Below are 19,978 nucleotides of genomic sequence, written 5' to 3'. Positions count from 1 at the left end.
CGGCCCTCCCGGCCATGACCGCCCTGCCAGGACCGCCCTCACCGCCTCGAGCACTCACGATGTTCGCGAACCGACCCAATGACCGCGGTCAGCGCGTCGCCATGCCCTTACCGACCCACGCTCCTAGCCTCCGAGTCAAGCGACTCGGCCCACCGGGCCCCCTCGACGCCCCGCTCGAGGGCGCGCGAGGCGATCCGACCAATGCGCGCCGGCCACGGTCGCTCCGGGCCTATTGACTTTTTTTGAGCGCCCCATCAATATTGCGTTGTTTCCGATATGGGATCACTCACGACCTCATATCGACCGTGCGGTCACGGCCGACCGCTCGAGCGCTCGTCACTGTGCCGCACCGGTGCGGCACACCCGTCCCCCTCCCCCCTCACTCCAAGGAGGTGCTCAGCATGGCGTCAAGCTCGCTCGCCGCAACCGATGTGGCTGAGGCCAGTACCCCTGCGCGCACCCTCACGACCTGGAAGATCGTCGTCCTCATCATCGCCGCGATGACGCCGCTGGCCGTCGTCGTCGGCACGCTGCCGCTGGGCCTGGCATTCGGCGGGCCCTCCATGACGCTCATGTTCGCCGCTTCGGGAGTCATCATCTGGCTGTTCTGCGTCGGCTACACGCAGATGGTCCGGCGCATCACCCGACCCGGGGCCTTCTACAACTACATCGCTCGGGGCCTCGGCCGGCCGGCAGGCGTCGGCGCCGCCATGATCGCCGTCGTGGGCTATCCGGTCGGCCTGATCGCCTCGTTCGCCATCCAGGCCTTCGTCATCCAGGAGACCCTCGTCGCGCTCTTCGGCGTCACGTTCCCGTGGCAGGTGATCCTCCTGGCCGAGGCGATCATCGTCGGGACGCTCGCCTACCGGCGCATCGATCTCAACGCGGCCGCGGTGCTGGCCGTCGTCACGGCCGAGGTCCTCCTCATCGGCTCGCTCGTCGTGTCCATCATCGCCGACAAGGGCCTGGGCGCCTTCCCGGCCGAGGCCGTCTCGTTCGACGTGCTCAACGTCGGGCAGTGGGCTGTGGCCTTCGTCTTCGCGATCCTCTGCTTCCAGGGCTACGAGTCCGGCGCGCTCTACGCCCCGGAGGCGAAGCGGCCCGAGAAGACCGTGCCCCGCGCCCTCTACGGTGCCCTCATCATCATCGTGGGGCTCCTGGCGCTGACGACCTGGGCGCTGACCTCCGTCACCGGAGTGCAGGACCAGCAGCAGATCGTCCAGGATGCCGGGATCGTGGGCTTCATCTTCGCCACCGTGGAGCAGTATCTCGGCTCGGTCGGGCTGTGGATCCTCTCCTTCGTCGCCATCCTGGCCGGCCTGGCGTGCAACCTGGCGATCGCCAACTTCATGTCGCGGTACCTGCAGAGCCTCGCCGCCGAGGACCTGCTCCCCCGAGCGCTCGCGAAGCGCAACAAGCACGATGCTCCGGGGGTCGCCCTGCTGACCCTCGTCATCTCCGCGGTGGTGGTCATTCTGGTCCTGTCTTTCGTGGGGATCGACCCGTACACCCAGATCACCGCCGTGGGCTTCGGGATCGGCGCGCTCGGCGCGACGGCGCTGCAGGCGCTCGCCTCCGCCGCCGTGGTGGCGTACTTCCTCAAGCAGCCGGCGTCCGACCGGCACTGGTGGCGCACGCTCGTCGCGCCGGCGCTGTCGACCGTGCTGCTCGCGGCCGCGCTCGTCGTCGAGATCAGCGCATTCAGCTGGATCACCGGGATCGAGGCGCCGTGGACGGCGGCACTGCCCTGGGTGATCCCGATCGTCCTGCTCGGCGGGACCGGCTTCGGGTTCTGGATCAAGAAGAACCGGCCGCACACCTACCAGGACCTTGCCGCCGGTGACACCGCCGAGGAGGCGGAGATGCTGCGCACCGCGAGGCTGGCACGGCAGGGCTGACGACCGCGCTGTGCGACGAAGGGGCTGAGGGGCCCGCAGGCCCCTCAGCCCCTTCTGCTGTCACGCCAGGGAACGCTCGATCCGTGCGGCCGCGCGGATCAGGTGCGGTTGATGCTTCTCGAGGTCCCCCGCGCGGAATGTCGGCGCGAGAATGGCGAGGCTCCCCACGACCCCCTCACGACGCAGCGCGACCGCGATCCCGCTCACGCCCTCCTGGAGCTCGTCGGAGGTGGTGGCCACGCCGGTCTGGCGGATGTGCTCGAGGCGCCGCGCCAGCGTGCCGTCCTCGTCGTCGGCCGAGCGAAGGATGCGTTCCGTGTCGCGCGCGTCGAGGGCGGCGAGAATGGCGAGGCCGGAGGCGCTCAGCGTGAGCGGGCTCCGGGAGCCCACGGTGTGACGCGCCTGCAGCGCGATGGAGGACGGCTGGACGATCTCGGCAATGACGACCGCGGTGTCGCCATCGAGCACCTGGACCACGACGGTCTCATGGGTCTTCGCCGACAGTGCGGCGGCGTGCGGCGCGGCGGCACGACGGAGCTCGGGCTGCACCGCGGCGGCGAGGCGGCGCAGCCGTGGGGACACCGCATACTCGCCGTCGACCCGGGTGACGAAGCCACGCCCCACAAGGGTCGTGAGGAGTCGTTGCACCACGGTCCTGTTCATCTTCACGCGCGCGGCGAGCTTCTGAGGGGTCGCCATCCCCTCCTCGGCGAGCTCGACGAGGAGGGCGATCGCCTTGTCGGCCGTCTTGGAGATCTCGCTCATCGGCCCGTCCCTGCCGTTGCCATCCCGTCCACCGCGTCGTCATGCTGCCTGTACGCGCGCCCGATGCGCGCCGCCGTCTCGACGACGTCGTCGAGGAAGCCCTCCAACCGCGTGGCCCGTGCCGAAGGCACGATGATCGCGATCGAGCCGACGACGCCGAGCTCGCCGGCCAGGATGGGAGCGGCGATTCCGACCATGTGCGCGCGGAGCTGCCCCTCGGAGCGCGCATACCCCTGCTCCCTGATCTTCGCCAGCGCGGGAAGGTCGGAGGCGGCGACGTGGCGGCGCGCGGTCGCCTCATCCAGGTGAGCGAGGATCGCCAGGCTGCTGGCGCCACGGTTGATCGGCTGCCGGAAGCCAACCTCGTACTCGACCCGCAGCGGGCTCGAGCTTCCGTTCTCACGCGCGACGACGACCGCCTCGGCCCCGTCCCTCGCGGCGACGACGACGGTCTCCTGCGCTCGTCGCGCGAGCTCGCCGACAAGCGGGGCGCTGACGATGGACAGCTCGTGGGGAAGTCGCTCGGCCAAGGCGATGAGAAGCGGCCCGAGCCAGTAGCGCCCCTCGAGATCCCGCGACACCGCCGCACGGCGGTGGAGCGTGGTGACGATCCGCTGGGCAACGGTCCGGTTCAGCGAGAGGGCGGCAGCGAGCTGCGACACCGTCTGACCATCGCTGCGTTCGAGCTCGAGCAGGGTGAGCAGTGCGTAGTCCGCGGTCTGCGCGGTTTCCATCCCGCTCCTTCATCGTCGGTGGATTGATCGACTATCGAACTCGTGATGCTAACCATGGCCGTGACCGACCGGCGAGAGCCAGGGCACTCGGGCTGACGTGGGCCGGGTTCCGCAACGTCGCCTCTGGTCACGTCGCGCCCGGACGTGTGGAGCCCCTCGGGCCGCCGACGCGGCCATCCCCGCGGTGCCGATCGGCCGCCATTCGCCGTCATGGCGAACCCTATCGCCCGGATAGCGGGCGGCGCACGCAGCGGTGCGCACCGGTGGCAGCGCGGACGAACCCCCCGTGCCGTCGTCTCGCCGTTGCCGCCAAGCCCGGGTGTTGTGTACGGTATTCGTGGTTACAAACCCGATTATCGACGGCTAGCACCGTCGCAAGTACGTCGACGCTGACGGAAGGAACAACAATGACGGTCACGGGGAAGGTGGCTCGGCTCGGCCACGTGGGCATCGCGGTGGCCGACCTGGACAGGTCGGTGGACTTCTACTCGAACGTCCTGGGGATGCGTGTCACGGAGATCTTCCGGTACGACGAGAGCACGGCTGGGCACGGTGTCGCGGTGCTGTCTGGAGCCTTCGTCCGGGGCGACAAGGACACGATCCACCACCGGCTGTCGATCTTCACCCTGCGCAACCCCGCGGCGAAGGTGCCCGGGGCGCAGACCCTGGGGTTGCACCACATCGCGTTCGAGTTCGACACGCGCGAGGACCTCCTCATGCTGTACAAGCGCTTCAAGGACGAGGAGATCCCGATCGTCAACGCCCGCATCGGCGGCCCGGGCAACCACACCCGGTTCTATGGCCTGGACCCGGACGGCAACGTCCTGGAGTTCTACTGGAACATCGACCAGATCGGCTGGGACGACAGGGCGCACGTCTACCCGCCCATCCAGGTGGTCGAGCTCGACGACTTCGACTTCGACGAGTACCAGCGACTGCGCGAGACGCTGGACGACCCCGCCTGGGCAAGCCTGGACGCGTCCACCCTGCGCGCGTCGGCCAAGGACGCCGCCCCCGAACCCATCCCCACGAACTAGAACGAGCTCAGGAGCACACAGACACATGACGCAGATCGCACGTTTCCGCCACGCAGGCACCGACCGGCTCGGCGCGGTCCACGGGGAGCACTACATCGACGTGACCCGCGCCTACGCCGCCGCCCAGGCGGCGAAGGGCGCGAGCAACGGCGACGCCCTCGCCGCCGCCGTCCTCCCGCCCGACGCGCTGAGCTTCTTCGAGGGCGGCGAGGCAAGCCTGGCCGCGCTGCGTGAGGCGCTCGTCCACGCCCGCTCCCTGGAGACGGCGCAGGCGGTCAACGACGGGGTGCTGGTCCCCCGCTCCGCGACCAAGACGCTCGTCCCGATCCCCAACCCGCCCAAGATCGTCTGCGTGGCCCGCAACTTCGGCAAGCACGCCGCCGAGGCGGGCCTGCAGATCTCGGAGATCCCGATCCTCTTCCCGCGCTTCGCCGCGACCCAGGTCGCGGACGGCGACCCGATCATCGCCCCGTTCGTGTCCCACGAGCTCGACTGGGAGGGCGAGCTGGCCGTCGTCGTCGGCAAGGGCGGACGCCACATCGCCAAGGAGGACGCCTTCGACCACGTCGGGGGCTACACGATCTTCAACGACGTCACGGTCCGGGACTACCAGTTCCGGGTCACCCAGTACACCGGTGGCAAGAACTTCCACGCCTCGGGCCCCGTCGGCCCGCACATCTCGCTCGTCGACGAGGGGCTCGACCCGCACAACCTGCGCATCACCACCACCGTCAACGGCGTGGTGAAGCAGGACGCCAGCACCGAGGAGTTCATCTTCGACATCCCGACGATCATCGAGCACGTCTCGGAGTTCATCGAGCTCGAGCCGGGCGACATCATCCCCATGGGCACGCCCGCCGGCGTGGGCTTCAAGCGCACCCCCCCGGAGTACCTGGCGGACGGGGACGTCATCGACGTCACCGTCGAGGGCATCGGGACGCTGAGCAACCCGGTCCGGGCCGAGGCCCGCTGAGAGAGGAAGGACGGACATGACCGAGTCTGGATTCGAGCGGGGCCTGCGCATCCGCAAGGACGTCGTCGGCGAGGAGTACGTCGAGCGCTCGTTCGCGAACGCCGGCGAGTTCGGCCGGGACTTCCAAGAGCTCGTCACCGAGTTCTGCTGGGGGGCCTCCTGGGGGCGCGAGACGCTGAGCCGGCGCGACCGCAGCCTGCTGAACCTCGCGATCATCGGCACCCTGGGCCGTACGGCGGAGTTCCGCCTCCACACCGAGGGCGCGCTGCGCAACGGCGTCACACCCGAGGAGATCAAGGACGCCCTGATCCACCTCTCCGTCTACGCGGGCATCCCGGCGGGCGTCGAGGCCTTCCGGATCGCCGGCGAGGTGCTGGCCGAGAACGCGGCGGCCACCCAGCAGCCGGAAGGCCCCGGCTCGTGACGGCCGTCGAGACCGCCGTGCGGCTCCCCCGCCTCGAGCTGTTCATCGACGGTACGTGGCGCGCGTCGTCGGACGGCGGGACGATCCCGGTGGTCGCCCCGGCGACCGGGGAGGTCCTGGACCACCTGGCGGCGGCCACGGAGGCGGACGTCGACAGCGCCGTCCGCGCCGCCCATGCGCAGTTCGAGGGCGGTGAGTGGGCGCGCCTGGACGGCGCCGAGCGCGGACGGCTGCTCTGGAAGCTCGCCGACCTCGTCGAGGCCGACATCGACAACCTCGCCCGGCTCGAGGCCGTCGATGTGGGCAGGCCGTTCGGTGAGGCGCGCTTCGCCGAGATCCCCCTCGTGATCGACACGCTGCGCCACTTCGCCGGCTGGGCGGACAAGATCACCGGCACCACGTTCTCCCTGCCGCCGTTTGCCGGTGCCGACCGCTTCTCCTACACGTTGCGCCAGCCGCTCGGCGTCGTCGGGGCGATCACGCCGTGGAACGCGCCGACGATGATCCTCGCGTGGAAGATCGCCCCCGCGCTGGCGGCCGGGAACACGATCGTCATCAAGCCCGCGGAGGACGCCTCGCTCACGACGCTGCGCATGGCCGAGCTGGCCGCAGAAGCAGGTTTTCCGCCGGGCGTCATCAACGTGCTCCCCGGCCGCGGTGCGACCGCCGGGGCGGCGCTGGTCCGGCACCCTCTGGTGGACAAGGTGACCTTCACCGGGTCGACGGCGGTCGGCCAGGAGATCGCCGCGGCCGCCGGCCCGGCGCTCAAGAAGGTCACGCTCGAGCTGGGCGGGAAGTCACCCCAGATCGTCTGGCCCGACGCCGACCTCGACCGCGTCGTGCCCACCGCCGCGCTCTCCCTGTTCGCCAACCAGGGGCAGACCTGCGCCTCCGGGTCGCGGGTGTACGTCCACCGCGACATCATCGACAGCTTCACCGCCCGGCTGAAGGCGCACGCCGAGAGCATCGTCGTCGGCGACCCGCTCGCCGAGGACTCCCAGATGGGCTCGTTGATCAACGAGCAGCAGCTCCAGCGAGTGCTCCGTTACATCGCCACGGCACGCGAGGAGGGGGCCGAGCTGCTCACGGGCGGCGAGCGCATCGGGGACACGGGGTACTTCGTCCAGCCCACCGTGTTCGTCGGCACCAACGACCTGACGATCGCGCGGGAGGAGATCTTCGGCCCCGTCGGGACGGTCATCCCCTTCGACGACGACGACCAGGTCCTCGCCTACGCCAACGGCACTGACTACGGCCTGACGGCGGTGCTGTGGACGAACGACTCGAGCCGGATCAACCGGTTCACCCGGGACATCCGCGCCGGTGTCGTGTGGGTCAACGCCTGGGGCCCGCCGCACCCTGCGCTCCCGTGGCTCGGCGTGAAGTCCAGCGGGATCGGCGAGGAGCTCGGGCTTGCCGGACTCCACGCCAACACCCAGCTCAAGACCGTCAACATCCTGTCCGCCCCAACGGCGTAAGCACGCATCCTGTCCGCCCCAACGGCGTAAGCACGCCCCACCGGCTCCCCGAGCCGGTGGCACACCTGCATGCGCCACCGTCGAGGTCCTCCGGTTCGGTTTCGTCAGTCGCGACCGATCCGGAGGACCTCGACGTCTGTGCACCTACGTGCCGGACGTCGGCGGATCGCCGACCGATCGCCGTCGGCTCATCGGTATTCGGGCTACAGCACACGAATACCGAGCACTAAGGACTATCCAGTTGGATAGTTTCCGTGTAGCGTCAGCGCTACTTGCCCGCATGAATCGCGAAGGAGCGCCCATGGCCTATCGAGCCAGGAACATCTCGCACTGGTACGCCGAGATGTACGGAGACGACGGCACCATCCCGTTGCGTGACCGTCTGCCGGGAAACATCAAGGCCGACGTCGCCATCGTCGGCGCCGGGTACACGGGGCTGTGGACGGCGTACGAGCTGTTGCGCTCGGATCCGGGCCTGAAGGTCGTCCTCCTCGAGGCGAGGTTCGCCGGCTACGGCCCCTCCGGCCGCAACGGTGGAGCCGTCATCTCCCAGCTGGTCGGCTCCCGGGAGTTCTGGACGAAGCGTGGTGGGGTCGCGGGCGCGATCGCGATGGAGCGCGCCGTCCAGGCCGGCGTCGACGAGATCGGCGCTGTCATCGAACGCGAGCAGATCGATGCCAAGTTCGCGAAGGCGGGCGTGCTGATGGTGGCGCGCACGCCGCTCGAGGCCCGCAGCTTCCGCGAGAGCGTCACGGAGGACCGCGAGTACGGCTTCGACCCGGACGACACGGTGTACCTGGACCGAGAGCAGGCAGCCGAGCGCATCCGCGTCGCCGGCCTGCTCGGCGCCAAGTACAACTCCCACTCGGCAAGCCACGACCCGGCCCGGCTCGTCCGTGGGCTGGCCGAGGTCGTCGAGCGGCTCGGCGGCACGATCTACGAGCAGACGCGGGTACAGTCCATCGCCCCTCATCGCGCGGTCACCGAGCACGGCACGGTCGAGGCGCGGTACGTCATCCGCGCGACCGAGGCCTACACCCGCTGGCTGGACGGGCACGAGCGCCAGATCGTCCCGGTGCACACCACGATGATCGCGACGGAGCCGATCCCGGAGAGCAGTTGGGAGGAGATCGGCTGGTACAACCGCGAGACCGTGCTTGCCGAGCACCCGTTCCTGCATCTGCAGCGCACCCACGACCACCGGATCACCATCGGTGGGGACGACCCCCGTGTCCCGTACTACTCCGGGTCGAAGACCTCCTTCGACAAGGAGCCGCCGCGCGAGCTGCAGCAGCACTACTACCGACAGCTGATGAAGCTCTTCCCCTCGCTCCACGGCGTCAAGATCGCGCACGCGTGGGCCGGCGTCTTCGGCGCCCCGCGGGACTGGGCGCCCTCGGTCGGCGTCGACCACAAGACCGGCCTCGGGTGGGGCGGGGGGTATGTCGGTGAAGGGGTCGTGCCCTCGAACATGGCGGGACGAACGCTCCGGGACCTCATCCTCCAGCAGGACACGGAGATGACCGCGCTGCCGTGGGTGCGCCGGCACCCGCGCAACTGGGAGCCGGAGCCCCTGCGGACCGTCGGCGCGCAGGTGATCTTCCGTGGTCGGGTGCTGGGCGAGGCGAACGAGGAGCGCTCTGGGAAGCCGTCGAGACTGCTGCAGGTCGCCAACCGTGTGGCTGGGTTCAGTGGTCACCTCGGGTAGCGGGGCCGCATGGGGAGGCTCGCGTCGCTCCCACCCGGCGTATGGCGAGGGGGTCGCCGCGATCCGGGCGGCGGCCCTCGCCATCGCCACCGAGCGCGGCCTTCACGCGGTGACGCTGCGCGCAGTGGCGGAACGGGCGGGGGTGAGCCACGGCCTCGTGCGCCACCACTTCGGCACCCGAGACGGGCTCATCTCCGCCACCGTCGCCGAGGCGGCGAGCCGCACGATGTACCTGGAGATCAACGACGAGGCACCGCTGTCCTCGCGCATCGATCGCACGCTCGGTGAGCTGCGGGTGCAGTACAGCACCATGCTCAGCGAACCCGGGACGGAGGCGATCGATGACGTATACGCGCAGTACCGCGCGGAGGTCGGTCAGTGGCTCGACCGACACGGTGCAGCGGCGGACGAGGACACGGTTCTCCTGGTGGTGGCGGCGCTGGACGGGCTGGCCCTGCAACGTCTCAGCCGAGGAGATGAGGTCGACGTCGACGGCGCCTTTGCGGCTCTCAGTCGTCTCATCCGGCAGCTCGGACGAAACGATTGAGCAGTTGGCCACGCCTCGCCCCGGGGTTGTCGAAAGCGGTCGCCTGCTGCCCTCCTACGTCTACATCCAACGTTCGTTGCTGAAGGCCCAGCGCGGTTTCCGGCGCGGATATGACCGACCCGGGGCGACTTCTTTGAAACCGCGGTCCCGCACGCGACGATCAAGCAGCGGGATGTTCGCGTTCATCGCGACCCGGCACGCCGCGAGAGCGCTGCCCGCATCGATGAAACCGGTCGCAGCTGGCATCGGCCACCAGCGCTCGGCAACGGGGCTCATCGATCTCGCGCGAAATCCTGACGAACCGTAGAAGTTCTTCTCTGTTTCGGTGACCAGAGGCCCGCGCCAGTTGGAGCCGTAGAGATTCGAACCGCCGACCTTCTCACGGCCGGAGGAACTCCGGCCCTGCCCAGCCAAGGCGCTGTCCTCATCGCCCTTGAGGCGCAGAAACCGGTGGAACCCCGCGCATCTCGCCCCCATTGACATGTACTTTCGCAGACCTCACAACGGTACGCATCACACGCGAAGATGCTGGCTCGACCCGTGGCACAACCGTGGCACACGGTGATTCCGTGGCACAACCGTGGCACGAACTCGTCCGCTATGACGTTTGGTCACTCTGCCGTCCACGACCTCGACGTTGGTGATTCGAAGCCGACGACAGCCGAGTAGGGGTTCGCCACCGCCTTCACCTAGCCGGACTGGCGGTGCCACCCGACCGGTCACGCACGATGTTCTTGATCATGAACAGACGGCGCCGCCGTGAGGACGGGATCCGTCCGCACGGCGGTGTTGCCCGCCACAACTACCCGCAGCCGAGCGGCTGGGCCTCGTTGTGGAGCGGCAGAACCTCAGGCGGAAGCGGGCTCCAGAGCCTTCAAGCCGAGCATCTGGCGCGCTTCAGCCGGCGTGGCGGGCTCGTGTCCGAGCTCACGCACGATCCGGACCGCACGCTCGACCAGCTGGACGTTGGTCGCCAGCTCGCCGCGCCGGAAGTAGAGGTTGTCCTCGAGGCCCACGCGAACGTGCCCGCCGAGCAGGATGGAGTGAGCGATGACCGGCAGCTGGTTGGGGCCGATGCCCGAGACGCAAAGCTCGGCGCCCACCGGCAGCTCCTCAACCATCTGCTGCAGGGCCGCCGGGGTGTAAGGCATGGCCCCCTGGAAGCCCTTGTCCACCCCGATGACGATGTTTATGTAGTAGGGCTTGGAGTCGAACCCAGCGTTGATGAGCCGCTTGCAGTCCTGGGCGATGTTTGCGTGGTTGAACACCTCCCACTCAGGCTTAATCCCCCGAGCCGCCATCTTTTCGGCCAGCTCGTCGCACTGAGCCGGAGAGGTCTTGGACAGGTATTCCTTGCCGTTGTGTAACCCGATGATCGTCTGGCAGTCGAACGTGGCCATCTCCACCAGTGGGGCCTCTAAGCCCTTAAGCCGCTCATTCCAGTCGATGCGCAACTCGCCGGTGTCGTACTCCTTTATCATGTCCCCACTGATGCCCCCGCCCGTGGAGTTATTGATCACGACGTCGCACCGCTCGCGGACGAGTTCGTTGATCCGCCCGTAGATCTCGGGGTTGCACGTGGCCAGGCCGTCGGGCCGACGGGCGTGAATGGCGGCGACGGACGCGCCAGCCTCGACGCACGCCGCGATGTCGTCCGCGATCTCCTCGGGCTGGGTAGGCAGGTTCGGGTTCTGGTCTTTGCCCGCCATCCCGCCGGTCGGGGCGACCGTGACGATCACCTTGCGGGGCTTGATGTCTGCCTGTCGTGTCGTGGCCATGGCCACCTACCTCCTTGTGTCGTGGTCGGCACTGTGTGTTCCGGCGAGAGAGCCGGTGCTTGTGGCGGCTCGCAGCCGCGTGGATGTGCGGTCAGGGCAGCTCCGCTGGCGCGGCTTCGGCCTTGGCATTGCCGCCCGCCGCGTGGGCGACGGTGGTAGCCGCCGTGAGAACGGCCGAAGACACGGCAGCGCGGGTACGCATTCTTGGCCTTTCTCAAGGCTGGTCGCCATTGGTCGAAGAAATTCCATCATGGTGGACGGGCCCACCCGAGACGGCCGCCCTAAAGGTCTCGGGCCAAGGGCTGGCGCGCCCCACGTCATCGGTGAAGACAGCTACGTGGCCACCTTCGATGCACAATTCGTCGCCGGAAGTCACCGTCCACGCATACGTGATCGAGGTGCGGCCGAGGTGCGCGACGGACAGCGTGAGCGTGTAGGCGTCCCGGAACGCCAAGGGCCGGTGGTAGTTGGCCTCGACTCTGCGTCGCGGTATTCGCTCGATGGCGAGGCCTGGGTCGAGGCGGTAGCACAGGGCGTGCTCCGCGGACTCGGCCCAGCGGAAGACAGCTGTGTTGTGGATCCGGCCGCTGGCGTCTGTCTCGGCCCACGTCACAGTGCCGTCGACCGTATGGCTGTGCATGCACGTCTCCTGGTCGTGAGCCCGTCCGTTGTGAGGGGCTGGTCGGGTGGTCAGCACCTTGAAGTCGGCTCCGCGAAGGGACCCTCGGTGCCGTGGCGGCGGTGCGTCTCCATGTCCGGACCTCCTCGTCCCGATGGTCGACGTCGATGTGACGTGGACACACAGCATGTGTCATCTGGCCGACGGTCGTCAAGCGTGCCGCACATAACATTGGTGGGTGTGCGCTAGGCGCGTGACAACGTGTGAGCCTCCTGCTGCGAGGAGAGCGGGGAGAGACTGTGCTGGACTGGCGCTGGTCGGTGCGGTGCCACCGGCGATGATCCCCCGCGAGCCTGTTACGCGCCGCCGACGCCGGGACCTGCTATGTCTCACGCACATCGTCGAAGTTGATGCTCGAACGGTTGTCAACCCCGTTGGTGTATGGAGAACTACCGGTCTTAATCCTTCGGGAATTAGAATCAACTATTGATTTAGAGATGCCGTGTGATCAGTGTCGCCGTCCATTTGTCGCACGGACGCGCCTGCCATCCCCTGATTAGGCGCATCGGCCGGACCGACCAGGGTGACAGTGCCTCCATCACACGGTCTGCTTCATTGGTATGCCTCAGGTTTGGAGGAGCAGGGCCTCGCCCTGGCCGCCGCCGCCGCACAGGGCGACCGCGGCGCGGCGGACGCCGTCGGTGGCGAGCTGGTGGGCGGCGTGGACGACGAGGCGGGCGCCGGAGGCGCCGATGGGGTGGCCGATGGCGATGCCGCCGCCGTGGGGATTGACCTTGTCCGGGTCGGCGCCGAGCTCGGCGACGGACTGGGCGACGACGGCACCGAAGGCCTCGTTGATCTCGATGAGGTCGAGGTCGGCGGTGTCCCAGCCCTGCCGCTTCAGGGCGGCCTCGATGGCGCGGGCGGGCTGGGCGTGCAGGGAGGTGTCGGGGCCGGCGACCTGCCCGGCGGCCCGGATCGTGGCCATGACCGGCCAGCCCCGTTCCTCGGCTACCCGCCGGGTGGTCAGCACCACGGCGGCGGCGCCGTCGGAGATCGGCGAGGCGTTGCCGGCGGTGATCGACCCGCCCTCGACGAACGCCGGCCGCAGCCTCGTCAGGGTCTCGACGGTGGTGTCGGGGCGGATGCCCTCGTCGCGGTCCACGAGCGTCTCGCCCTTGCGGGTCGTCACCGTCAGGGGCACGACCTCGGCGGCGAAGGCCCCGGCCTCCCAAGCGGCGGCGGCGCGCTGGTGGGAGGCGGCGGCCACGGCGTCCTGCTGCTCCCGCGTGAGGGGGTACTTCTGCGTGGTGTACCGCTCGGTGGCGGTGCCCATGGCCTCGTGGTCGAAGGCGTCGGTGAGCCCGTCGTGGGCGGTGTGGTCCAGCAGCGTCACCGGCCCGTAGGCGTACCCGGCCCGCGAGCCGGGCAGCAGGTGCGGGGCGTTGGTCATGGACTCCATGCCGCCTGCCACGACGACGTCGGCCTCCCCCGAGCGCAGCAGGCGGGCGGCGTCGATGATGGCGGTCAGCCCGGACAAGCACACCTTGTTCACCGTGGCGGTGTGCGCCGACCAGGGAATCCCGGCGCCGATGGCGGCCTGCCGGGCGGGGTTCTGCCCCACCCCTGCCTGCAGCACCTGGCCCAGGATGACCGCCTCGACCTCACCGGGGTTGATGCCGGCACGCTCGAGCGCGCCGCGGATCGCGGCGGCGCCGAGCTGGACGGCGGTGCAGGAGGCGAGCTGCCCGCGCAGCTTGCCCTGCGGGGTCCGGGCCGCCCCGACGATGACGACGTCGCCCGGCTCCGCGGCCGGCGGGTGGGTGCCGTTGCTGTCGTTGGTGTTCTCGGTGGTGCTCACGGCTGGGCCTCCTCGCTCGCGGTGGACGACGTGACGGCGAACGACATGATGGTGGGCGGCCGTTGGGCGCTCATCCCCGCACCTCCACGGCGCTCAGCTCCTCGGACACAGCCAGCTCCGGCTCGGTGCGCGCCCGGACCTCCTCGACGCTCACACCGGGAGCGGTCTCGACCAGTACCAGGCCCTCGGTGCGCACGTCGATGACGGCGAGGTCCGTGATGATCCGGTCGACCACGCCCCTACCGGTCAGCGGCAGGGAGCACTCGGAGACGATCTTCGCCGCCCCGTCACGCGCGTTGTGCTCCATCAGGACGATGACCTTCCCGGCGCCGTGGACGAGGTCCATCGCCCCGCCCGGGCCCTTGACCATCTTCCCCGGGATCATCCAGTTCGCCAGGTCCCCGCTCTCGCTGACCTGCATCCCGCCGAGGATGGCGACGTCGATCTTCCCGCCCCGGATCATCCCGAAGGACAGGGCCGAGTCGAAGTACGCCGCCCCGGGCAGGGTGGTGACGGTCTCCTTGCCCGCGTTGATCAGATCCGGGTCCACCGCGTCCTCGGCCGGGTAGGGGCCGACGCCGAGGATCCCGTTCTCCGACTGCAGCACCACCTCCCGACCGTCCGGGACGTAGTTGGGCACCAGCGTGGGCAGCCCGATGCCAAGGTTGACGTACGCGCCGTCGGGCAGCTCCAGGGCCGCCCGCGCGGCCATCTCCTGCCTGCTGAGAGTCATCAGACTTGCCCCTCCTTGCGCACGGTGCGCTTCTCGATCCGCTTCTCGATGTTCTTACCGACGTGCACGACCCGGTGGACGTAGATGCCGGGCAGGTGGATCTCGTCGGGGTCGAGCTCGCCGGGCTCGACCAGTTCCTCGACCTGGGCGATGCACACCCGCCCGGCCATCGCCGCCAGCGGGGAGAAGTTCCGCGCCGCCTTGGTGAACACCAGGTTCCCGTGCCGGTCTCCCGTGGCGGCGTGCACCAGGGCGAAGTCGGTCGTGATGGCCTCCTCCAGGACGAACTCCCGCTCGGCCCCGGCGAAGGGGAACGTGCGGGTCTCCTTGACCGGGGAGGCCACCGCCACCCCGCCGGAGCCGTCGTAGCGGCGCGGCAGGCCGCCCTCGGCCACCTGGGTACCCACCCCGGTGGGGGTGAAAAACGCGGCGATCCCGGACCCGCCCGCGCGCAGCTTCTCCGCCAGGGTGCCCTGCGGGGTCAGCTCGACCTCGAGCTCGCCGGAGAGGAACTGCCGCTCGAACTCCTTGTTCTCCCCCACGTAGGAGGCGGTCATCTTCGCCAGGCGGCCCGCGCCGAGGAGCAGCCCCAGGCCCCAGTCGTCCACCCCGCAGTTGTTCGACACCACCTTGAGGTTGCCCACCCCGGTGGCCAGCAGCGCCTCGATCAGCGCCATCGGGTTGCCCGAGAGGCCGAACCCGCCCACCGCCAGCGACGCGCCGTCGCCGATGTCCGAGACCGCCTCCGCGGCCGAGGCCACCACCTTCCCCAGGCCTCGGGGTCTGTCGCGGGTGTCGAGCGTCGTCTGCTCTGCCATGTCGTGCCATTCCTTCCGTCGGTGGATGGGCGGGCCGTGATGCCTCCCGGCGGTCGTCCGGATGTCGCCCGGTGAGATGGGTGTCAACTAACCGAGGCGGTCACCTATGGCGGCGAGCCGGTCGGCGCTGCCACCCGCTGCTAGGTCGAGATCGAGGTCGTCGAAGGGTTCGGTATCGTTGCGGTGCAGGTCCACAGCAAGCAGGGCTCCGGTCGCCGGGTCCAGCCAGCCGGTGACTGTCAGCTCCGTGTGAAGGGTGTCGCCCACCCGTTCCGGCAGCTGCATGGCTATCCGGGAGGCCCCTGCACGCCAACGCGTGGAACCCGTGACGAGGCGGGTGCCGTCGATGGTCTCCACGCGCCAGTCGCCGTCGGCACCGTGGATTGCCCTGAGCCGGTCGGAGAGCGGCAGCCACCGCTCGCCTTCGCCGAGCCCGCTGGGCGGCACGTCGGGCCCGACCTGCCCCAGCGGTGCCACAACGTCCTCAACGGGGCGACCCAGACGTGCCGCGCGTGCCTCGTGCCGCGCCTGCTCAGTGGCCGGCCGGTCCCATCCGCTGACGCGTCCGTCGGCCTCGTACTCGAGGACCACGCCGTAGGTCGAGCTGGCGGCCGACACACTCACGACCCGGCGCCGCACGTCGTGCAGCACCTCGGCGGGGTCGCGGTCCAGCGGATCCCCGATCCCGCCGCCGCCCTGCCAGGTCACCGCGAAGACGTCCTGGTCGGTGATACGGAAGGCACCCGGCTTAGGGCCGAGGTTCTCGAACGCGGGGATCCTGTCGGTGCGCCCGCCGTGCAGGCCCACCAACGCCTTCTCGGGTCCGGTCTCGTGGCGACCGTCACGCGCGAGGGACTGATGGATCGTTCCGCCCGGCAGCCCGCCGGACAGGCCGGAGGAGTTGGGCACCTCGGCGCCATGGGTCATCACGAGGGCCTCTGCCTCGGGGACGGAGATGGACAGGGCGATCTCCGCCCCGACGCCGCCCCGGCGACGTCCCGCGCCGCCGGTGTCCTCAGCGAGCCGCCGGTACAGGTAGAACAGCGGCGTCCCCTGCTCGTTGACCTCCACGTCGGCGATGGAGGGGCACGGCGTGTTGATCGGACCTGCCGCATCTTGGCCGTCATGGCTCACGTACGCCCCGAAGCCGCCGGCGAGCGGGTCCATGAGGTGAAGCCCGAACCGTTCACCGAACTGGTTCCACCCGCTCATGTTGTAAGTAGCCATGGTGCCGCTGCTGACGGCCTGGGCCCGGTGCGCGTACTTGGGGGTCGCCGCGAGGAGCCGGTTGAGGGCACTGGCGACGACGTTGCTGACCACCCAGACGGTCTCGACCGTCGCGCTGCCCACCGGTGCCGGCGGGATCGCTGTGCAGACGAGTCCGTTGGGGGCGACGATCTCCACCGGCCGGAGCAGCCCGTCGTTCCACGGGATCTCAAACCCGAGAGTCGGGATGAGCGCCCCCGCGACGCCGCCCGTGAGCCCGGCACGGGAGCAGTTTACGAAGCCCTGCGCCTGCTCGGAGGACCCGGAGAAGTCGAACCGGAGACGGTCCCCCTCCTTTGTCAGCACCAGATCGACCTCGTAGAGCTTGTTGGTGTGGCCGTCGTGCTCGAGGAAGTCGTGGGTGTGGACCACCCCGTCCGGCAGTTCGAGCAGCCGTTGGCGGAGCTTGCGCTCGGAGTCGTCGACCATGGAGACCATGGCGGCCTGCACGACGTCGGTGCCGTACCGGTGGCAGAGCTCCACCAGCCGCTCGGCGGCGACGTTGAGCGTCGCGATGAACGCGCGGATGTCGAGCCCGACCTGCGCGGGCAGGCGTGTGGCGGAGAGGACCATCTCGAGCACGTCCTCGCGGAGCTCTCCACCGGAGACGAGCGTGACGGCCGGGATCCGCAGGCCCTCCTGCCAGATCTCCTTCGCCTTGGGCGACCAGGACGCGAAGTCCATGCCGCCGATGTCGGTCTCGTGCGCCATCACCCCGGCCCAGGCGACGATCTCGCCGTCAACGAAGAGGGGTGCACACATCTGGAGGTCGTTCTGGTGCAGGGCACCGACGAACGGGTCGTTGCCGATGATGCGGTCCCCGTCGCGCAAGGTGCGGCCGCTGTCGAGCAGGTGCCGGATCAGGGCGCCGACGGGCGGGGCCTCGAACGTGACCTGGTGGCCCATGGTGGCGAAGGAGCCGTCCGGCAGGTAGAGGCCGGTGAAGAAGTCACTGGCCTCGGTCACGGTCGGGCTGCCGCTGACCGACTGCAGGGCCATGCGCATCTGGTCGGTGATCGCCACCAGGCGGCTCCGCACGACCTGTGCGATGACCGGATCAGCCATCCCGGTCCGATCCTCGGCAGCCGTCGCGGGCCGCGTCTGCAGGGTACTCATGCTGCGTCTCCTACCTTCACGTGGATGTTTCCGCCGTCGTCCGTGCGTGCCGTCCCACCGGGCGGGACGACCACAACGCAGCCGGGCAGCTGGATGAGGGCCGGGCCGGAGATCTCCTGGTCCGCCGCGGGCCAATCGCACCCCAGCACGACGGTCTCCTCGGGGGTGTGCGGGTCGTCGAAGACGACCGGGCGGACGTCCCGCACGGCCAGCTGCTCCCCCGTGGTCGACGCCGACGCGTCGGCGGTACGGACGGCGGCGACGGCGCGGACCGAGAGGATCTCGAAGCCCGCCTCGCGGAAGCCCGCACCCTTGCCAAACAGCAGCTCGTACTCCGCCTCGAACGCCGCGAGCAGCGCAACCAGCGCGGCGGCGTCCGGCTCCGGGTCGACAGGAATGTCGAGGTGGTGGGTCTGGCCGCGGTAGCGCACCGCCGCGGTGTAGACGACCTCGGCGCGCTCAGGGTGCGGCATGGCGTCCAGGGCGCGGCGCCCGGCGTCCTCGAACGCCGCCGTGAGGATGGCGGCGTGGTCGTCATCGGGCACGGTCCCGGGTGAGAGCCGGACATAGCAGGTGCGCGAGGCAGTGGTGCGCAGGTCCGACGTGCCGGCCCCGAAGGCGGATTGCGCGGTGGCGGTCGCCGGGACGATGAAGCCATCCAGGCCCAGCTCGCGGCACAGCTTCCAGGCGTGCGACGGCCCGCTGCCGCCGCCGGCGACGAGGGTGAACTCGCGCGGGTCGTGACCGCGTTCGATGGTGACGGAGCGAACCAGGTCGGCCATCGCAGCGTCGAAGACCTCCCGCACCGCGCGCGCCGCCTCGATGCCGGTGAGCCCGAGGGGCTCACCAATCTTCTCGGCGAGGGCCGCCCGGGCGCCGTCGACGTCGAGCCGGATGCCGCCGCTGCCGAACCGATCGGGGTCCAGCACGCCCAGGACGAGGTCGGCGTCGGTGGTGGTGGGCTCCGTGCCGCCCTTGCCGTAGCAGACCGGCCCCGGCTCCGCCCCGGCGCTGCGCGGGCCGACGGTGAGGATGCCGTCGTTCACGGCGGCGATGGAGCCTCCGCCGGCGCCGATGCTGGCGATGTCGACGCTGGGCACCCGCATGTCGGCACCGCCGAACGTCACCTCCTCCCGCAGCAGGGGGGCACCGTCGACGACGACGCCGACGTCGAAGCTCGTCCCGCCGACGTCGAGAGTGAGGACCTTCGGCCGCGCCAGCGCCACACCGAGGGCCTGGCCGGCCACCACGCACGACGCGGGTCCGCTGAGCAGGCCGCGGACGGGCACAGCGGTAAGGGCAGCCGCCGGGACCACGCCGCCGGCGCTGGTGGTCATCATGATCGGGGCCGTCATCCCCAGTGCCTGCAGCTGCGCCTGGAGGTTGCCCAGGTACCGGCCCGCGACCGGGCCCAGCGCCGCGTTCGCCACGGTGGTGGAGGCGCGTGCGTACTCCCCGACCGTGGGCGCGACGTCGTGGGAGACACTGATGAATGCTCCGGGCAAGATCTCCTCCGCCAAGCGGGCGACCTCGAGCTCGTGCGCGGGATTCTCGGTGGACCACAGCAGGCAGATCGCGACCGCCTCGACCCCCTCGTCCCGCAGCGCCTCCAGGGCCCGGCGCGCGGAGCCCGTGTCGAGCGGGGTCAGCACCTCGCCCTGCGGATTCACGCGCTCGGCCACCTCGACGACGAGCTCGCGCGGCACGAGAGGCGCCACCTGACCGCGCAGGAAGTAGTTCCCGAGGTCGAGCCCCTCCAGTCCGGCCGTGCCCCGCCGCAGCCGGCCGATCTCGAGCACGTCACCGAACCCGAGAGTGGTGACGAGGCCGACCCGCGCGGTGCGCCCGGTGAGCAGGGCGTTGAGCCCGACCGTAGTACCGTGGCCGAACCGGTCAACCTTGCCGCAGAGCTCCTCGGTGCTGACGCCGGCGGTCCGCGCCGCGATGTGCAGCGCGTCGATGACGCCGGTGACGACGTCGGCGGTGGTCGGCGACTTGCACACGAACGAACGCCCGTCATCGGTGCGCAGCCACAGGTCCGTGAATGTGCCGCCCACGTCCGTCCCGATGGCCCAGCCGAGGCTCCCCTCGCAGTCGGTGCCGACAGGTCCTGGCCGATCGTCGGTGATGGCAGTCAAGTCCGTGCTCCTTCGCAGCTGTGCGGCGTGCCTGGCGAAGGCCAGACCGCCCGGTGGGGCCGTCGTGGCCCGTTTCCGGAACTGT

General features: G+C 69.9%; 17 protein-coding genes. 7 read left to right on the top strand and 10 right to left on the bottom strand.

Going from position 1 to position 19,978, the window contains the following annotated elements; genetic code table 11:
* Nucleotides 1-401 precede the first annotated feature (401 nt).
* Nucleotides 402-1,898, top strand: a complete 1,497-nt coding sequence (locus GD880_RS13150; protein ID WP_152232063.1) for an APC family permease — start codon at nt 402-404, stop codon at nt 1,896-1,898.
* Nucleotides 1,899-1,958: 60 nt separating this feature from the next.
* Here the strand turns inward: GD880_RS13150 and GD880_RS13145 are convergent, their stop codons facing one another.
* Together GD880_RS13145 and GD880_RS13140 are read right to left on the bottom strand one after the other, a co-directional pair.
* Entirely contained in the window at nt 1,959-2,663 is a 705-nt protein-coding gene (locus GD880_RS13145; protein WP_152232062.1) for an IclR family transcriptional regulator, read from the bottom strand.
* Nucleotides 2,660-3,397, bottom strand: coding sequence for an IclR family transcriptional regulator (locus GD880_RS13140; protein WP_152232061.1), 738 nt, complete (start codon nt 3,395-3,397; stop codon nt 2,660-2,662). The genes GD880_RS13145 and GD880_RS13140 overlap by 4 nt, the downstream gene beginning before the upstream one ends.
* Nucleotides 3,398-3,804: 407 nt before the next feature.
* Here GD880_RS13140 and GD880_RS13135 point away from each other — a divergent pair, with 407 nt between their 5' ends.
* The 6 genes from GD880_RS13135 to GD880_RS13110 all read left to right on the top strand — a co-directional run bounded on the left by GD880_RS13135 (nt 3,805) and on the right by GD880_RS13110 (nt 9,564).
* Nucleotides 3,805-4,434, top strand: coding sequence for a VOC family protein (locus GD880_RS13135; protein ID WP_152232060.1), 630 nt, complete (start codon nt 3,805-3,807; stop codon nt 4,432-4,434).
* Nucleotides 4,435-4,459: 25 nt separating this feature from the next.
* Nucleotides 4,460-5,407 carry a fumarylacetoacetate hydrolase family protein gene (locus tag GD880_RS13130; protein ID WP_152232059.1) on the top strand — a complete coding sequence of 316 codons (948 nt, stop codon included), beginning with the start codon at nt 4,460-4,462 and terminating at the stop codon, nt 5,405-5,407.
* A 16-nt stretch (nt 5,408-5,423) separates the two neighbouring features.
* Nucleotides 5,424-5,831, top strand: a complete 408-nt coding sequence (locus GD880_RS13125) for a carboxymuconolactone decarboxylase family protein (protein WP_152232058.1) — start codon at nt 5,424-5,426, stop codon at nt 5,829-5,831.
* On the top strand, nt 5,828-7,309 hold the full coding sequence (locus GD880_RS13120; RefSeq protein ID WP_152232057.1) for an aldehyde dehydrogenase family protein: 1,482 nt from the start codon (nt 5,828-5,830) through the stop codon (nt 7,307-7,309). The genes GD880_RS13125 and GD880_RS13120 overlap by 4 nt, the downstream gene beginning before the upstream one ends.
* A 301-nt stretch (nt 7,310-7,610) precedes the next feature.
* The gene (locus tag GD880_RS13115; RefSeq protein WP_193314506.1) at nt 7,611-9,017 is read left to right on the top strand and encodes an NAD(P)/FAD-dependent oxidoreductase; all 1,407 of its coding nucleotides are present in this window, start codon (nt 7,611-7,613) and stop codon (nt 9,015-9,017) included.
* Entirely contained in the window at nt 8,914-9,564 is a 651-nt protein-coding gene (locus tag GD880_RS13110; RefSeq protein WP_152232055.1) for a TetR/AcrR family transcriptional regulator, read from the top strand. The genes GD880_RS13115 and GD880_RS13110 overlap by 104 nt, the downstream gene beginning before the upstream one ends.
* Nucleotides 9,565-9,624: 60 nt before the next feature.
* Here GD880_RS13110 and GD880_RS13105 read toward each other — a convergent pair whose 3' ends face one another.
* From GD880_RS13105 to GD880_RS13070, 8 genes are all read right to left on the bottom strand, one after another.
* Complete coding sequence (locus GD880_RS13105; protein WP_152232054.1) at nt 9,625-9,978, bottom strand: hypothetical protein; 354 nt, start codon at nt 9,976-9,978, stop codon at nt 9,625-9,627.
* Between the two features lie 434 nt (nt 9,979-10,412).
* On the bottom strand, nt 10,413-11,318 hold the full coding sequence (locus GD880_RS13100) for a BKACE family enzyme (RefSeq protein WP_152232082.1): 906 nt from the start codon (nt 11,316-11,318) through the stop codon (nt 10,413-10,415).
* Between the two features lie 238 nt (nt 11,319-11,556).
* Nucleotides 11,557-11,982 (bottom strand): acyl-CoA thioesterase, encoded by a 426-nt coding sequence (locus GD880_RS13095; RefSeq protein ID WP_193314504.1) that lies wholly within the window; start codon nt 11,980-11,982, stop codon nt 11,557-11,559.
* Between the two features lie 604 nt (nt 11,983-12,586).
* Nucleotides 12,587-13,750: an acetyl-CoA C-acyltransferase gene (locus GD880_RS13090; RefSeq protein WP_226909644.1), complete on the bottom strand. Its 1,164-nt coding sequence runs from the start codon at nt 13,748-13,750 to the stop codon at nt 12,587-12,589.
* A gap of 142 nt (nt 13,751-13,892) precedes the next feature.
* Nucleotides 13,893-14,555, bottom strand: coding sequence for a CoA transferase subunit B (locus GD880_RS13085; RefSeq protein ID WP_193314503.1), 663 nt, complete (start codon nt 14,553-14,555; stop codon nt 13,893-13,895).
* On the bottom strand, nt 14,555-15,373 hold the full coding sequence (locus GD880_RS13080) for a CoA transferase subunit A (RefSeq protein ID WP_152232051.1): 819 nt from the start codon (nt 15,371-15,373) through the stop codon (nt 14,555-14,557). Before GD880_RS13080 ends, GD880_RS13085 begins: the two co-directional genes overlap by 1 nt.
* A gap of 87 nt (nt 15,374-15,460) precedes the next feature.
* Nucleotides 15,461-17,755: a hydantoinase B/oxoprolinase family protein gene (locus GD880_RS13075; protein ID WP_226909639.1), complete on the bottom strand. Its 2,295-nt coding sequence runs from the start codon at nt 17,753-17,755 to the stop codon at nt 15,461-15,463.
* A complete protein-coding gene (locus GD880_RS13070; protein ID WP_226909638.1) occupies nt 17,752-19,893 on the bottom strand; it encodes a hydantoinase/oxoprolinase family protein in 2,142 nt (713 codons plus the stop codon). Before GD880_RS13070 ends, GD880_RS13075 begins: the two co-directional genes overlap by 4 nt.
* Nucleotides 19,894-19,978 lie beyond the last annotated feature (85 nt).

It is taken from the genome of Georgenia ruanii (assembly GCF_009193175.1).
GTDB lineage: Bacteria > Actinomycetota > Actinomycetes > Actinomycetales > Actinomycetaceae > Georgenia > Georgenia ruanii.
The sequence above is the reverse complement of the archived record's forward strand: the minus strand, read 5'-3'. Positions and strand labels throughout refer to the sequence as shown.

Excerpts from the sequence above, each read along its gene's own strand:
- GD880_RS13150 (WP_152232063.1), top strand. The coding sequence starts at position 402 with ATGGCGTCAAGCTCGCTCGCCGCAACCGATGTGGCTGAGGCCAGTACC.
- GD880_RS13075 (WP_226909639.1), bottom strand. The coding sequence starts at position 17,755 with ATGAGTACCCTGCAGACGCGGCCCGCGACGGCTGCCGAGGATCGGACC.
- GD880_RS13145 (WP_152232062.1), bottom strand. The coding sequence starts at position 2,663 with ATGAGCGAGATCTCCAAGACGGCCGACAAGGCGATCGCCCTCCTCGTC.
- GD880_RS13135 (WP_152232060.1), top strand. The coding sequence starts at position 3,805 with ATGACGGTCACGGGGAAGGTGGCTCGGCTCGGCCACGTGGGCATCGCG.
- GD880_RS13080 (WP_152232051.1), bottom strand. The coding sequence starts at position 15,373 with ATGGCAGAGCAGACGACGCTCGACACCCGCGACAGACCCCGAGGCCTG.
- GD880_RS13140 (WP_152232061.1), bottom strand. The coding sequence starts at position 3,397 with ATGGAAACCGCGCAGACCGCGGACTACGCACTGCTCACCCTGCTCGAG.
- GD880_RS13085 (WP_193314503.1), bottom strand. The coding sequence starts at position 14,555 with ATGACTCTCAGCAGGCAGGAGATGGCCGCGCGGGCGGCCCTGGAGCTG.
- GD880_RS13095 (WP_193314504.1), bottom strand. The coding sequence starts at position 11,982 with ATGCACAGCCATACGGTCGACGGCACTGTGACGTGGGCCGAGACAGAC.
- GD880_RS13115 (WP_193314506.1), top strand. The coding sequence starts at position 7,611 with ATGGCCTATCGAGCCAGGAACATCTCGCACTGGTACGCCGAGATGTAC.
- GD880_RS13125 (WP_152232058.1), top strand. The coding sequence starts at position 5,424 with ATGACCGAGTCTGGATTCGAGCGGGGCCTGCGCATCCGCAAGGACGTC.
- GD880_RS13130 (WP_152232059.1), top strand. The coding sequence starts at position 4,460 with ATGACGCAGATCGCACGTTTCCGCCACGCAGGCACCGACCGGCTCGGC.